Source organism: Dolichospermum sp. UHCC 0260, from assembly GCF_009711985.1.
Taxonomy (GTDB): domain Bacteria; phylum Cyanobacteriota; class Cyanobacteriia; order Cyanobacteriales; family Nostocaceae; genus Dolichospermum; species Dolichospermum lemmermannii.
The window spans coordinates 2,405-17,782 of the sequence record NZ_VIKZ01000029.1; the positions used below are offsets into that span (position 1 = coordinate 2,405).

A 15,378-nucleotide genomic window follows, 5' to 3' on the forward strand; every position below is an offset into this window, starting at 1 on the left:
TTATATATTCCTCAACGCAGTCCTGTCTGAATTGTGGTTTAATCTATCTGCTATTTTTTTCTATAACTAAATTGGAAAATTAAATATTAATAATATCTTCATATATTTCTGCTATTTATAGAATCAACCCAACGGAATCTAAATGTAATTTATCATCACGATTCATCAAAGTTTGTATAGTCCAATTTCCTTTTTCATCTTGACGATAAACTTCTACCTTAACTTCATTTTGAGAAATTAAAACATATTCTTTTAAATATATAAATACAAATGTAGCGCCAGGTATTTTTTGCTGAATATTGGGTATAAACTAGAAAAATACAGTCTTTTAAACTTGAAGTTAAAGTGATATAAATTCCACTTCAAAACTCATTTTCCAAATTACCCCACATTACAGTTATTACCTGGACGCTGCTTGTTAGACGTTCTTTTTCTGGGTATCACGCCAAACTTCGGTCATCCTTCCCCAGTTAGTGCTAAATTCATCAAAACCTAGAAAAGTTCCCGGTGTTTCTTCATCCCAAGAAGCAGAAAGAACACCATAAGTAATTCCCACCACACCTAACCCAAACAATCCCATATTCACCAATAAAACGGCGATAGGCGGAAGTTGGATATCAGCCAAGGTAACTAATAGATAGCTAACTATCAAACTAGTAATCCCTAAAGCTGTGGGAATACCGCAAAAACCAGCCACTCTGCGAATCATTCGCTGGCTGACTACTTCAGGAATCGCCATTTCTTGTTTAGAATAACGACGTTGCTGTTGCGGTTTTTCCTGGGGTGCTTGGGTTTTAATGACGGACTTAGTTACAGTCTTAGCGGGTTTGGGACGCTTTTTGTTTGGCTCAAAAGGCAATGGACTACGTTCCGATTCTTCAGCAGCCATAAGAATTAGTTCCTAACCGCGAATACCGAGACGAGTAATTAAAGCTTTATATTTTTCTTGACTACCTGCTTGGATATAAGCCAGAAGACTCTTTCTTTGACCAATCATCTTCAACAGTCCTCTGCGGGAGGAATGGTCTTTTTTGTTAGCTTGCAAATGTTGACTGAGCTTGTTAATGCGGTCAGTTAGCATGGCAATTTGAACATCAGCCGAACCGGTGTCGGTTTCATGAACTTGGAAGCCAGAAATTATTTCTTGTTTGCGCTGTTGAGTCAGAGCCATGGTCGCTTAAATTGTGATTGTTTTTAAATTTGTGTAGCAGTTTCCTATAATATCACACCCATCCATTGCTGTGGCAAATTTCTCTAGAACTCCTGACACTCTCAGGGCTTAACAATAGTAATTAAATTAAATCCGTTCATTTTTCAACTTTTCTCTACCGACCAGAGAGAAATTTGACCAGCCATACACTGAGCCAGCCTAAGAGAGCATACACGATAATTGCAATTAGGACATTGACATCAAAAACATTCGCTCCACCACCAGCAACAGGACTAATTAACAAGGTGGAAAATGGCGCAATGAAGGGAGCAGAAAGATTGTAAATAAACTGGGCAAAGGTATTTTGCGTATTTGCCCCGGAAAAACGCAGAAAGAAGCGTAACATGAGCAGGATTTCCAGCATTCCCACTAGCAGGTAAATGCTATTGATAATCCAGGCAAATATAGATCTCCGTTTGCCAGATTCAAGTCGTCCCTCTTCCTGTTGCAGTCGGAAACTTTCTTCTTCACTACGAAGTTCTTGCCTTCGCGCAGAATTGCTTCGTTCATGAGGATTTCTATTCATAAGTTTGGGATTTTTATTAATATGGCTATAACTTCAGTGCTTGTATTCAAACCTCAGATACAGCCTTGCATCCTCAAAAATTAGACTATGCGGCGACCAACTAGTAAATTGTAAACTATTCCAATTAGAGCTAAAACTAAAAGCAGATGAATCAAGCTACCCCCGACATGAACTGAGAATCCTAACAGCCAGAGGACAAAGAGTACAACAGTAGCCGTCCAAATTAGATTAATCATATTTCCCTTTTATTATATAGGGCTTGCTGAATAAACCGAAAACCTAGATATATTAGGAGTTTCAGAGTTGAAAAAGGTGAATTAGGTGCAAGGAATAAGCGTTAAAACCATCAAAAACTTATCACTTTCTCAGATTTGAAACTATTCTTACCTCCTTCTAATTCTTCCTCCTGACTCCTGACTCCTGACTCCTGACTCCTAGCCCTCACCAAAAGACTTTTTCAGCAAACCCTATATAGTGTGTTACTACAGAAGTCTTTGGTTATGCAAATATCTTATCTGAATATGATTGAATCTCAATCCTCAAGAAGAGATAGTCCAACAGAAAGAGAACAAATTTAATAGACAACGACCGAATTTAAATATGCGTATCCTAAAACCCTTGTAGAGACGTTCCATGGAACGTCTCTACATTATTTTCTGGAGATATCCAATCTAATATTACTCCGGTGATTTGAGAGCTTGATCTAAAACTTGTCTAGCTTGTTCTGCTTTTCCCCTCGCTTCCTGGTAACGCAGATTAGCTTGAGCAAAATTTTTGAGAACTTTAAAACCTTCTTTAAGATGGGTTATTTCTTCCTCGGTGACAGATTTATCGGAAAACAGCACATCAATGGCTTGACGAATTTCTAAGGCTTCAGTGCGTGATTCTTGGACTTTTAACTTCAAGGAAGCTAAATTACTGAGAATTTGCACGGCTTGGGTAATTTCGTCTTCACGGCTAGAAGTATCTGTAGTTGGTTCTTTCACCTCAATTAATTGTTGCGGACCAAATCCCTCTTCTAGTTCCGTTGGTAATTCACCAGCCTCCATGAGTTCCATTAGTTGATCCATGGCTTTATCACGGGCTTTAGCGGAATCTTTACCAGGAACAATCAGGATAAGTTCCGGGCTTTGAGCGAGACTGTACTGAACCATAGGTGTATATATAAATCCTAGCTAATTTGTGAAAAGTATGATTGCAATTAAGAATTGCAAAGAAAAGAAATTTTAGTTCAATTATACTGAATAAAGGTAAACCAAAATATAACAAAATGGCAAATTTATGACTCCCAATCCCGCCATTATGCGTTCTGTGGAACAACTGGGCTACCGAGTCACAGTTGGTGATGTAGCCACCCAGATAGGATTAAATATAGCTGAAGTCAACCAAAGTTTATTAGCCCTTGCTGCTGACGCTGGGGGACATTTGCAGGTTGCAGAATCAGGTGATGTTGTTTACCAATTTCCCAAAAATTTTCGGGATATTATCCGCAATAAATACTTGCAAATCCGATTGCAAGAATGGTGGAAAAAAGTTTGGTCTGTGCTATTTTATCTAATTCGGATTTCCTTTGGTGTCCTTTTAGTTGCTTCTATTTTGCTGATTACTCTGACTATTATCATTATCATGAATGCTAATTCAGATCGGGATAATGACAATCGCAGTAATAATTCTAGAGGTTTTAATTTCTTTTTCTTTCCAGATTTATTCTGGTATTTTAGCCCAAATCATCGTGATAGCTACCAAGAACGACGGAGGGAACGGGGTGAAAATAATGAAATGAATTTTTTTGAAGCTGTATTTTCATTTCTCTTTGGTGATGGTGATCCTAACGCCAATTTGGAAGAACGTCGCTGGGAAGAAATTGGGGCTGTGATTAGTAATAATCAAGGTGCTGTAGTTGCAGAACAAATTGCTCCTTATTTAGATGATATTGGCGCAAAATATCAACAAGAATATGAGGATTATATGCTGCCTGTGTTGGTAAGATTTAATGGAATGCCCCAGGTAAGTTCTGACGGGCAAATAGTTTATTATTTCCCAGAATTACAGGTAAGAGCAAGTAAAAAACAGCGGCGTTCAATATCTGAATATTTGCATGAATTTTCCTGGAAGTTTAGTTCTGCCAGTTCTGGACAACTTATGCTCAGTGCTGGTTTGGGAGGAGTGAATTTTGTTGGGGCTTTAATCCTGGGTAATTTATTGAAAAATGGCACAATTGCGACTCAAATTGGGGGATTAGTCGCTTTTGTGCAAGGGATTTATGGACTTCTATTAGCTTATGGTATTGGTTTTTTAGCTATTCCTTTAATCCGGTATTTTTGGATTAAACGACGCAATGATCAGGTTTCTACTCGCAATCTTCAACGTCAAGAACGAGCTAGATTATTAGCAGGTGCAGATGATTCTTTGCAGAAAAAGATCGCTTTTGCTCGTGAATTTGCCACAGAAAAAGTTATTGGTAAAGAAGATTCTGTTTATTCTACAGAAACAGATTTGTTAGAACAGGAATTTCAGAATAAGCAAATAGGTGACGGGTAATTGGTAATTGGTAATTGGTAATTGGTAATTGGTAATGGGAAAATTCTTTCCCCCTGCTCCTCTGCTCCTCTGCTCCCTGCCCCCTGCCCCTACTTTGCCTGAATAGGTGTCAGGGCTACACCTTTGTAGTAATATCCTAAAATTTGCAGGTGGTTTGCACCACGTTTTGCTAATTCGTAAGCTCCCCATTGGCTCATTCCTAAACCGTGACCAAAGCCTAATCCTTGCAGAACAAAACCGCCATTTGCATCTTTACTAACAATAAACCGGGTACTTTTAATTTTGAGTGCGGTTCTAACTTCTTCACCTTGGAGAACTTTAGTTCCTTTATCACCAATGATTTTTAAGGATTTGACACTTTTGAAAGGTGAGAGAGTTTCGATAATCATGTCTTTGACATTACCAACACCGGAAATTCTGGCGCTAATTTCTCCGGGAGTGAAGGTTTTTACCCAGTTACATTCTTTGATCTTTTGGTCAAAGTCGGGAACAGCCCGCAGGTAAGGTTCTTTGCTAACCCAAACATCTTCAACGTTTTCAGTGTGTCCACCAGAACAAGCGTGAAAGACGGAAAGAATGATTTGGTTGTTGTAGGTTAAGACTTTGCCTGCGGTGGTATCTGCTGCGGTGTAAGTTTTAGGAGATTCACTACTTACACCTTTATAAATTTGCCAACGGTCTGGACTATCCCCTAAATCGTAAACGGGATTTTTCCGCTGTCTTTCCCGTTCATAAAGGGCATAGGTACGGGCAGCAATGGCTTGGGCCTTGAGGGCTTCTTGTGGCCAGCTAGTATCCATTTCTCCACCAATGACGCTGTAGAGATATTCTTCTAAATCTACCCAGTTAACGGCAGTTAAACCGTTGGCTGTGGGTACTACTAGGGTTCTACCACGAAACCAGCGATCGCCAATATAAACATATCCCTTATTGGTGGGTTCTATCCAAAATAACCCGGATTGCCATCTATCTAAAGCTACACCTCCAGGAACTGCTTGAGCCGCAAAGGCACTCATTCCTGGTAATTCTCCCAGAGTCTTACCACTACTATCTTTGACAATAGCGGTTGTGGAAGCGCCGACTTTTACCTGTTTGACTTCTCTTTCAATTGCCACACGCAGAATTACAGATGCTTGTGCAGGAGCAAGTAATACAAACCACATCAGGATACCTATCCACCAATGTCTACCTTTAATCTCAGAAAACAAATTGCCTAATAACAGTGGGAATTTCATACTATTGTTTGATCACAAGCGTCTACTATTCTAGTTCAGCAATTCTCTAAACAGACAGATTGAGAACTGGAAACTCGGTAATTTTCTTTCTTCTTTCTTCTTCTAAACTCCTGACTCCTGACTCCTTTTTTCATGGTGTCAATATTTGGGGAGCATCATAAACTTCATTCCCAATAATACCAATTAGATTTAACTTGCTTAAAATTTCTGTAGCTTCCATCAGTTTATTGGGAGTAACTTTACCAATGCGTCCTACCATAATAATCCCATTACATAAAGAAGCGACAATTCTACCATCAACTGTATCTAAAACAGAGGGCGCATCTATCAGCACTAAATCATAATTTTGGGCAAATAAATCCATTAATTCTTGCATTCGCTCAGAACTCAATAAATTTGCCACATCTTCTGGTATGGGGCCAGCAGTCAAAACATCAATAGCTGGGTGAATGGGTTGAATATAATTATGAAATGATGGATTAATATCATCAACAAGTAATAAAGATAAACCCCAATCATTAGTCAGCCCTAGAGTTTTATGTAAACTGGGAGAACGCAGGTTAGCATCAATTACTAATACTCTTTGGTGCATTCGAGCCGCACTAGACCCCAACCCTAAAGCCAAAGTTGTTTTTCCTTCTCCTGGTAGTGCAGAAGTTAACATCAATGATTTTAAAGGTAGAGAATTATTTAACATCTGAATATTCTGGTAAATAATATCTAAGTTCTGATGATTAGGTAAATTCTTAATAATTTCCTGATGAGAAATATCCAGATTTTTAGATTTATCTCTAACTATAGATTGGAGTTGGCTTGTCCAACTATCTTTACGTTTTCCTAATCTTGGTACTGACCCCAATAACTGAATATTTGTGAGATTTTGTAAGTCCTGAGTATAGAAAATTGCATTATTAAATTTTCCCCAAATTAAAGCTGCTGCTAAACCCAATATTGGACCAATTAATATGCCGCCAACAATTAGCAACCAGCGCAAATTCCCTATATGTATTCCCAAAGCGGGTTCTTCTAAAATTTGCCAATTAAAACCTTCTTGAGCAATTTTTACACCTAATGAATTTTGCACTTGCGCCAATTGTTGCAGTGTTTTGCGATAAATTTCTACATTTGCAACTAACCTCTTATATTCTGTAATCAAATTTGGGTATTTACTCAGCAAGGAACGAATTTCTTGTTCGGATTTTGCCAAATCACGATCATGAGCAATTAGTCCTAATGCGTTCACTTTTAATTGAGTTAAATCATTTTCTAACTTAGGTATTATTTGTCCTGATGATTTTGATTTACTATTGATATCAACGGCTTTATTTTGTCCTTGTTGTTGTAATAGTGTGACGATAATTTGTTTTTTTTGTTTCAGTTGTTCAATAATTGGATATTTTTCTGTGTAAAGTATCCGAGCTTGAGTTAATTCCTTTTCTGTTTGCTTAAGTTCACGAATTAAGGCTTGATATTGGCGAGATTCAAGGGAATCATCAATATTTATTTGACTTTGATGAGAAGAAGCAATTGCTTCTTCTATACTGTTATGTCGAGTCTGTACATCTTGCAGTTGAGCGCGAGTTTTTTGTCGCTGCTTTTGAATATCTGCTAAAGACTGTAGTGAAATTTTACTTTGTAAAATTGGATCAATTAAATTATTCTGTTGACGAAATTTTTCTAATTTTTTCTCGGCTTTTAATACATCTCTTTGCAGTTGCGGTAGATGGTTATTAACAAATACTAACCCTTGATTAATCCGCTGATTTTTTTGATCGGTATTATAGTCCTGATATACTTTCTCTAAAGCTTGTAATACTCTTTTACTTTTCAGAGGATCTTTGTCTGTAAAAGAGATCGAAAATACTTGGTTTAAATTTTGATTAACTTCTGTATCTACTGGTAACTGAGTTGGTAATAAAGATGAAGTTCTATCAATTTTGCTGTTACTATAAATATCTTCTATGGTCATCTGTGGATAATCAGTATGAAGTAAATTTACAGCTTTTTGCACTAATTTAGCACTCAGCATTAATTTCACTTGACTACTGTAGTCAATAGATGATAACTGTGGTTTTTGTAAGTCTTTTGTCGTTTTTTCTGGCTTACTAGCTGGTAAAGATTTATCTGAATTATAACTTACCAATATTTGCATATAGCTTTGATAAGTTGGTTTACTAGTAATAGCTAAGAGGCTTGTTACTGACATAACCGCACAAGAAATCCCTAGAATAAACCAACGGTGGTGAAGTGCAATCGCAGTTATTTTTTTGATATCAACTACACTATGTGTATAGCTATTAAGCAATTTTTTTAACGTTATCGCATTTGTAGCCACAATTATATTCCTCTCAAATTCAATAATATATCTGGAAGAAGATGATAATTAGAAAACTTTTAGAGATATTTGATACTCAATGTTTTCTGTTTAATAATCAATACTTATTCTTCCTCTGATTACAGATATACTTAACAGAAAATATTCAGCAAGTAGTTCTTGGCTAATACCTTCAACTAGATATATGTCTAATCAGTGTGAGGAACATAAATTTTCTGCAAATATTTATCTTGGGAGGAGGTACCAGCAATACCTTTAGCAAATTTAAAAAAGCTTTAATTCTTAGGTTGGGTTGTTCGCGTCAAAGTTGCGTAGTGATGGCACTTATGCCTTGCGATAGCCTAATATATGACTTAATAAATGCCTTGGGTTTTGCTTTGTTGAATCCAAGCGACAGAAGAAGAACTTTTTCCAGCTTGGTGCAATGTAAAAACAAAAAAGGCAAGCGTTAAAAACTTGCCTTCTATATAACTGGGGCGCTAGGATTCGAACCTAGGGATGGCGGGACCAAAACCCACTGCCTTACCACTTGGCTACGCCCCAATGAGTTCACTATAGAGAATATAGCAGTTCTCTTGGGATAATGTCAAGTGTTTTGGGAAAAAAGATTTTACTTAGGAAAGATCCCCGACTTCTTGAAGAAGTTGGGGATGTGCGGGAGTCTGAGTGGCTAAAATACGCGATGCTGTAGGGATGGCATTTGTCGGCGGACTTGTTCTAGTCTGGTAGGTTTGATTTCGGCGATCGCCACTCCCGGTTTTTCCCCAGCGTCTGCTAAAATGACACCCCAAGGGTCAATAATCATGGCGTGGCCATGAGTTTGGCGACGGTCATAGTTAGTACCAGTTTGGGCGGGTGCAATCACATAACAGGTATTTTCTATGGCTCTAGATTGCAATAATACTTGCCAATGGTCTTTACCAGTAAAAGCGGTAAAAGCGGCGGGAACAAATAAAATATCTGCACCCTGACTTGATAAATGTCGGTACAGTTCGGGAAAACGGACATCATAGCAAATAGAAAGGCCAATTTTCCCCAAGTCAGGGGAAGCATAAACAGGAGGTAATTCCAGTCCAGCCATGACGGTACTTGATTCTTGGTAGGTATTACCATCAGGAACATTGACATCAAATAAATGGACTTTTTGGTAACGGGCGAGTTCTTGACCGTTAGCACCGATAAGTAATGCTGTATTATAAACCTTACCGTTATGATCCACAGGGATAGGGAAGCCGCCGCCGAGAATGGTAATTTGAAAGCGTTGTGCCATTTTGTGGAGAAATGTTTCCGTTTCTTGGGCGATCGCATTTCCTTGTGCTAGTTTATCTTTTTCTTCTCCCATAAAAGAGAAATTTTCTGGTAAACTCACCAATTCCGCACCCTGACGCACGGCCAAATCAATTAATTCTTCTGCTTGTGCCAGGTTTTTTTGCAAATCAGGCACACTGGTCATTTGAATAGCGGCGGCTAAATAAGACTTCATAGATTCAAAAACAAACGGTAAATTGAGACAATGTAGATATTTGGCATTGGTGAATGAAAGTATGAATTTGCCTCACGCAAAGGCGCAAAGGCGCAAAGTTTAAGAGTTTCAGACATGGAATTTTTGCTTTTCATCTCTCAATTCAGCAACGCCAGATATTTAAATATATCGTCATATCATGCCATTTGAACTTCTAGAGTCACCGAGGTAGAAAGAAGGAGTTAAGAATAAGAATCTCTCAAAAATCGTTTCTTTAAAGCCAATGGCAGATTTTTCGCCATTTCTAAACCTTCTGCATTTTGCCAATTAGTTTTTTCATTTAACCATCTAATTTCTAGAGGTAACAGCGATAACTTATGAATTTGACACTCTCAGGGAGCCAAGCCACTGAGATTCTACTGACAGAATTAAATTAAGAGTTTAGCTCAATCTAATCTCGCTGCGACCGTCAAACGCCGCCTAAACGCTCAAAACAACTGCCAATCAAGGTGTCGAAATTGCGCTTACTTTTATGGTTTTCAGTGTTTTTAGAATCCATCACTAAGCCAAGACGCGGTACGCTCCACAACCTGCCATTACTCGCTCTTTCTTGTCAATACTGCCGTTAGGACTTAAACCTAACCGTTGTTTCATAGGAGCCGGAATTTCTCCGTACTAGGATGCTTCAACACGTAGATGTTTTTTGTTCTTACTCACAATTTAATTCTAACATACCACAGGGATTAAAATCCCTCGTGCCGTTTCCCTCTCAGGTCTAAAGACGCGCTCGTTTCCCACTTACCGCGAGGTCTTATGACTATATATAGAATCTTTGCCAGAAAAATTTACACCATAAACCTCTATTAACCGGACAATTACGGTATTATTCAGTGGAATTACGGTTAATCCAAATACCTCTTATTCCTGCGGATTTTGCCCCATAATAATCATCTGTTATACTGTCGCCAATGTGCCATGCGGCTTCCGGTGAACACTTGTGCTTGTTTAAGGCAATTTTAAAAATTTCTGGATCTGGTTTAGCAGCACGGACTTGAGTAGAAATGGTCACAGAAGTAAAATATTCTTTAAGTCCTAAACCTTGCAATACTAAATACAAACGAGAATCAAAATTAGATAATATTCCTAATTCAATTCCTAAGCGTCGCCAGTTGATTAAAGCTAACTTAACATCAGGATAAACATACCACGGTTCGGAAGTCCCAAAGTGGATATAAAGTTCGGTAAAAAAAGCGGGAAAATCGGTAAATTGTTGGAGAACTCCTGCACCTTCAAAGGTATTTAAAGCAATTATCTGCCACCAATCATATTCACGCTGGGGAATATCTTTGATATCTGCATCAATAAATATCGGTGGTGGTGATGCTTTATAGCTTTTCATAAAGTTTTCATCCAAAATTTGGGCGGAAACTTCTACACCAAATTGTCGGGCGATTTGTCGGTAAATTTCCCCAACACTACCTTTAACACCAAATAATGTCCCCACAGCATCTACAAAAATAACTTTAGGCTTTTTCATAAAATGAATACTTTAACTAAATACGTAGCAATGATATCTGAATTTGTCCAAATCCCCGACTTCTCAAAGAAGTCGGGGATCTTTAATTACTTAGAAATGGCTTCTATTATAGGGCTAACTAACCAATTAAAACCGACTTTCAACTGATGATTTAAAGTTGGTAAACGATACAGATAAGCCAGCCGACGGGCTAAGTACGCAAAAGACCCGTCTAATTGCACACCTAACCCGGTGAGGGTGGCGTTATCTATTCCCAAAGCCATCATTTCTCCTAATGGTTGATAGCGGAAGGGAAGGAGGGGACGATTGGTAATAGTAGCCCAGATATTCCAAGCGGTATAATCAGCTTGTTGGAAAGCAACTTGGGCGGTGGCGGGGACTTGTTTTCCGTCTGCGTCGAGACAGTCGGCTAAATCTCCTAACGCGAAGATTTCGGGATGTTCTATGGCTTGTAGTTGGGCTGTGGTGGTGATTTGTCCACGCTGATTTTGCTTGAGGGGTAAGGCTGTGACAACTGGAGAAACTTTTGTTCCCACTGTCCAAATGACTACATCTACGGGAATGGTATCTACTTGATTTTTATACTCCAGAGAGATGCTATTTTGATCAATTGCTGCTACTTTGGTTTCTAAGTCAATAAATACGCCTTTGCTATCTAAGGCTTTTTTGGCGGCTTCACGGTTAAATTCTGGGGAAGTGCGGAGAATTTGGTCGCTAAGTTCAATCAGGCGGAAACGTCCTTTTTCACCGATTCTATCTGCTAGTTTACAAGCTAATTCTACGCCGCTGTAACCTGCACCAACTATGGCGACACGGATTTTTTCGGGATTTGCTGCTTCGAGAATCCGCAACCGTTCTTCTAATTTGTAGGCATCTGTGATAGTACGGAAGGGGTAAGCATGATTGACAGCGCCGGGAACTAAGTCTAGGGGGGTTTCGCCACCTAAGGCTAAGACTAAGCGGTCATAATTTAGTTCTGATTTATCTGCTAATTGGACTGTTTGTTTGTTGATATCTATGGCGGAAACAGCGGCTTGGTGAAACTGGATTCCTGTTCCTTGGAGTAATTCTGAGTAGGGTGGGGCGATTTCCCAGGTTTGGAGTTCTCTGGTGAGGAGTTCGTAAAGGAGGGGAGAAAAGACAAAGCGATCGCTCTGATCTACTAAAATAATCTCAGGTTTTGGTGTAGATTCCCAGGGTAATTGGCTTAAACGCAGGGCGGTATAGAGTCCACCAAAGCCACCACCGAGTACACAAATTTTTGTAGTTGCTTGAGTCATAATTTTTTTAGGTGCTAAATCCTAACAGGGTAAGATACTTTCTCTTCTTGATAGCTATATCCTTTGATATCACTTGGTTTGCTGTTCTTTACTTATCAGTGCTTTTACCAAGTTTTTAGCTTTTTTAATGGATAATGGGACTCGACTTATCCAGTTCATATTCACCATTAATTTTAAATTAGTTTCACGCTCATTAAGCACTGTCAGCAACCATTATACTGTCAAAATCTATTTGTTTAGAATATTCCACTAAGATGTGAGCGAATACGGTTTTATCTGATTCATTTCCTGATGCTCCTCTAAAAAATAAAGGTATATCTCCATCACTACTTACTATTAAATTAATATACATTGCTTTAAGTCTGGGCGATGGAACGGACTCTAGGGGTACTCGGACAACGAATTGAATTACAAATCACCACAAAATAGAATATATTCACCAAATAGAACGAAAGGCACGGAAGCCACTTGGCAATAGATGCGTGGAGGAAGTGCCAACGGCGTTCGCGGAGCGTGCCGGAGGCTCTATTTATTCGCGGTGACATGATAGAATTAATTAGCAAGTAGGAATAACCATCAGCGCAAAGAAGTGTTTTATTAAGGAGAAACCCCTGATTTATCTCGTCTCGGCATAGCTGTAGCCTGGGTAAACAAGCAATGGTAAATCATGGAGCGTTTAACATTAAAAATTGATGGACTCACAAAAGCAGCAAAAAAAATCAAAAGTAAGCGCAATTGCAATACCTGTCGTACTGGTAGTTGCCTTGAGCGTCTAGGAGGATAATTGACTATCCTTTTTAAGCAGGTCTTAAAGAATCTGCGTGTCTTTAGACCGCAGAGTGTCAATACATTCGCCATTTTTTGTAGGTTTGGTTGACCCAAGGAAACCCAACAAATGCGTTGGATTTTGTCCCATGGCTGTGCGAACATAAACGTTCTACAAACCAACCTACAAATCAAGATTTTTTCAATTTGGCTAATTCCACCAATCCCCAATTCTTATGAGTGATAATATTAATCCTGCGGATTTTCCTAAATCAGATGTAGCAAATAAAAGTCAGTCACTAACCTTACAACGCGGTGGTGAAGAGTTAATGCTAGAAAAAACGTTGTATCGTTTTACTATTCGTCCCAATGCTAATTTTCCCCATGAAAAATTATCACAGATTCCTGGTAGCGTATGGCGGCGGAGTATTCCTCAAGCGAAACTAGAACTATATACGGTTTTTCCTAATCAGCTAGATGCAGTTATGTCTCAACTCCGTGCTGATGAAAACGTAGACTTTGTGAGTCATGTTTATACATTGGAAAATAATCCCGGAACTTTTGTTTATCTCAGCGACCAAATTACAATTCAATTTGCTACTTGGGTAGATAATACTAAAATTAATACTATTACCAGTACATTGAATTTAGTTCAAGATCAACCAGTATTCGGCATACCAAATACCTTCATTTTTATTGTTAGTAAACAAGCCACACAAAATCCCGTTAAAATTACCAATTATTTACAAACATTGCCAGAAGTTTTAGCGGCTGAATCGAATATTCTCATTCAACAAGAACCCAATTATAAACCCAAAGATTCTCTTTATTCCCAGCAATGGTATCTCAATCATAATAGTAGTAATCAATTGGTAGCTGGTTCGCATATTTCTGTAGAACAAGCTTGGGATACCACTCGTGGTGTGCGTTCTATCGTGGTTGCTATGGTAGATGATTCCTTTGATTTAAAACATCCAGATTTTCAAGGTACAGGGAAAATTGTTGCTCCTAGAGATTTAAAAGAAAATGATTTTTTACCCTTACCAGGAGAAAAAGAAACCAGTCATGGGACTGCTTGTGCAGGATTAGCTGTAGCTGAAGAAAATGGTTCAGGAATTGTGGGAGTTGCACCTGGTTGTGCAATGATGCCCATTCGCACTACTGGTTTTTTAGATGATCAATCAATTGAGGATGTTTTTAATTGGGCTATAGAAAAAGGCGCAAGTGTAATTTCTTGTAGTTGGGGAGCTTCTGCTGTTTATTTTCCCCTTTCTATTCGGCAAAAAGCCGCTATTAACCGGGCTGCTACCAATGGACGCAAGGGGAAAGGATGTGTGATTGTTTTCGCAGCCGGAAATGCTAATCGTCCCATTAATGGGACTATAAATGAACAGAATTGGCCGAAAAATATTGTTCAAGGGAAGACAAATTGGTTAAGCGGTTTTGCTGTTCATCCTGATGTGATGACTGTATCTGCGTCTACTAGTTTAAATAAAAAGGCTGCTTATAGTAATTGGGGAGGTAATGTTTCTGTTTGCGCTCCCAGTAATAATGCTCCCCCAGGAATGTGGTTTCAAGAAACTGGTTTTGTTTATACACAACCGGCAATTGTTTCTTCTCTATTTGGATTGGGAGTATTTACAACAGATCAAATAGGTGCGGCTGGTTATGATGCGGGAAATTTTACTAAAAACTTTGGTGGTACTTCCAGTTCTACTCCCATTGTGGCAGGAGTAGCGGCTTTGGTATTATCAGCTAATCCTGATTTAACGGCTCAACAAGTTAAACGGATTCTCCAAGATACGGCTGATAAAATAGTGGATAATAACCCTGATCTTCAGTTGGGTGTGCGTGGGGGTACTTATGATAGTAATGGTCATAGTCAATGGTTTGGTTATGGCAAAGTTAATGCTGCTAAGGCTGTAAGACTAGCGCAGCAGATGGGTGCGGTTGCTAAAATTACGAATAAACAAATTCAGGTCAAAAATTCTCAAGTTGTGAATATTCCTGATAATAATAGACAGGGAATTAAAAGTGCGATCGCTATTAATGAAGCTGTCAATGTCACAGATATCCAAGTTACCGTGAATATCACCCATGACTTTTTAGGAGATTTAGAAGTTTATTTAATTGCTCCTAATAATCAGCGGATTTTATTACAAAGTCGCACATTAGGTCGTCGTAACCAATTACAAAATACTTACACAGTGCGATCGCATCCGGCCCTGAAACAATTACTTTCTTTACCCGCAAAAGGCAACTGGCAATTACAAGTTATTGACTACGCTGCTTTAGATGTGGGCAAACTTAATAACTGGGAATTGGTAATTGGAGTGGGTAATAAATAATTACGTAATTGGAATCGCTAATTGGTATATCAATTCCTATTTTAGTGATGTACAAGCAATAATAATTAAACGCAGATGGACGCTGACAAACGTAGATAGTTTTGTACTTCATTAGACTAGGAAATGCTATATTTGGTAA

Annotated in this window: 13 protein-coding genes and 1 tRNA gene; 2 read left to right on the forward strand and 12 right to left on the reverse strand. The window is 38.6% G+C overall.

Annotated features, from left to right (window positions below; translation table 11 throughout):
• Window positions 1-418 precede the first annotated feature (418 nt).
• The 5 genes from FJR08_RS12750 to FJR08_RS12770 form a co-directional block, all read right to left on the reverse strand.
• On the reverse strand, window positions 419-889 hold the full coding sequence (locus tag FJR08_RS12750; RefSeq protein ID WP_168633414.1) for a PAM68 family protein: 471 nt from the start codon (window positions 887-889) through the stop codon (window positions 419-421).
• A gap of 12 nt (window positions 890-901) precedes the next feature.
• On the reverse strand, window positions 902-1,171 hold the full coding sequence (rpsO, locus tag FJR08_RS12755) for a 30S ribosomal protein S15 (RefSeq protein WP_015079606.1): 270 nt from the start codon (window positions 1,169-1,171) through the stop codon (window positions 902-904).
• A 154-nt stretch (window positions 1,172-1,325) separates the two neighbouring features.
• Entirely contained in the window at window positions 1,326-1,736 is a 411-nt protein-coding gene (locus tag FJR08_RS12760; RefSeq protein ID WP_168633415.1) for a YggT family protein, read from the reverse strand.
• A gap of 80 nt (window positions 1,737-1,816) precedes the next feature.
• Window positions 1,817-1,972 (reverse strand): lmo0937 family membrane protein, encoded by a 156-nt coding sequence (locus FJR08_RS12765; protein WP_168633416.1) that lies wholly within the window; start codon window positions 1,970-1,972, stop codon window positions 1,817-1,819.
• Between the two features lie 441 nt (window positions 1,973-2,413).
• Window positions 2,414-2,890 (reverse strand): hypothetical protein, encoded by a 477-nt coding sequence (locus tag FJR08_RS12770; protein ID WP_015079608.1) that lies wholly within the window; start codon window positions 2,888-2,890, stop codon window positions 2,414-2,416.
• A gap of 127 nt (window positions 2,891-3,017) precedes the next feature.
• Between FJR08_RS12770 and FJR08_RS12775 the strand changes: the two genes are divergently transcribed.
• Window positions 3,018-4,277: a hypothetical protein gene (locus FJR08_RS12775; protein WP_168633417.1), complete on the forward strand. Its 1,260-nt coding sequence runs from the start codon at window positions 3,018-3,020 to the stop codon at window positions 4,275-4,277.
• A gap of 89 nt (window positions 4,278-4,366) precedes the next feature.
• Here FJR08_RS12775 and FJR08_RS12780 read toward each other — a convergent pair whose 3' ends face one another.
• The 7 genes from FJR08_RS12780 to FJR08_RS22990 all read right to left on the reverse strand — a co-directional run bounded on the left by FJR08_RS12780 (window position 4,367) and on the right by FJR08_RS22990 (window position 12,478).
• Window positions 4,367-5,512 (reverse strand): SpoIID/LytB domain-containing protein, encoded by a 1,146-nt coding sequence (locus FJR08_RS12780; protein WP_041457843.1) that lies wholly within the window; start codon window positions 5,510-5,512, stop codon window positions 4,367-4,369.
• A 130-nt stretch (window positions 5,513-5,642) separates the two neighbouring features.
• A complete protein-coding gene (locus FJR08_RS12785; RefSeq protein WP_323294590.1) occupies window positions 5,643-7,847 on the reverse strand; it encodes a polysaccharide biosynthesis tyrosine autokinase in 2,205 nt (734 codons plus the stop codon).
• Window positions 7,848-8,318: 471 nt separating this feature from the next.
• Window positions 8,319-8,390 (reverse strand) — tRNA-Gln (locus FJR08_RS12790).
• Between the two features lie 127 nt (window positions 8,391-8,517).
• A complete protein-coding gene (locus FJR08_RS12795; protein ID WP_148762241.1) occupies window positions 8,518-9,330 on the reverse strand; it encodes a carbon-nitrogen hydrolase family protein in 813 nt (270 codons plus the stop codon).
• Window positions 9,331-10,192: 862 nt separating this feature from the next.
• Window positions 10,193-10,846, reverse strand: a complete 654-nt coding sequence (locus FJR08_RS12800; protein ID WP_168633418.1) for an HAD family hydrolase — start codon at window positions 10,844-10,846, stop codon at window positions 10,193-10,195.
• Window positions 10,847-10,932: 86 nt separating this feature from the next.
• Window positions 10,933-12,126: an NAD(P)/FAD-dependent oxidoreductase gene (locus FJR08_RS12805; RefSeq protein WP_168633419.1), complete on the reverse strand. Its 1,194-nt coding sequence runs from the start codon at window positions 12,124-12,126 to the stop codon at window positions 10,933-10,935.
• A gap of 193 nt (window positions 12,127-12,319) precedes the next feature.
• Window positions 12,320-12,478, reverse strand: coding sequence for a hypothetical protein (locus FJR08_RS22990; RefSeq protein WP_174782924.1), 159 nt, complete (start codon window positions 12,476-12,478; stop codon window positions 12,320-12,322).
• A gap of 649 nt (window positions 12,479-13,127) precedes the next feature.
• Here FJR08_RS22990 and FJR08_RS12815 point away from each other — a divergent pair.
• Window positions 13,128-15,239, forward strand: coding sequence for a S8 family serine peptidase (locus tag FJR08_RS12815; protein ID WP_168633420.1), 2,112 nt, complete (start codon window positions 13,128-13,130; stop codon window positions 15,237-15,239).
• Window positions 15,240-15,378: the final 139 nt, after the last annotated feature.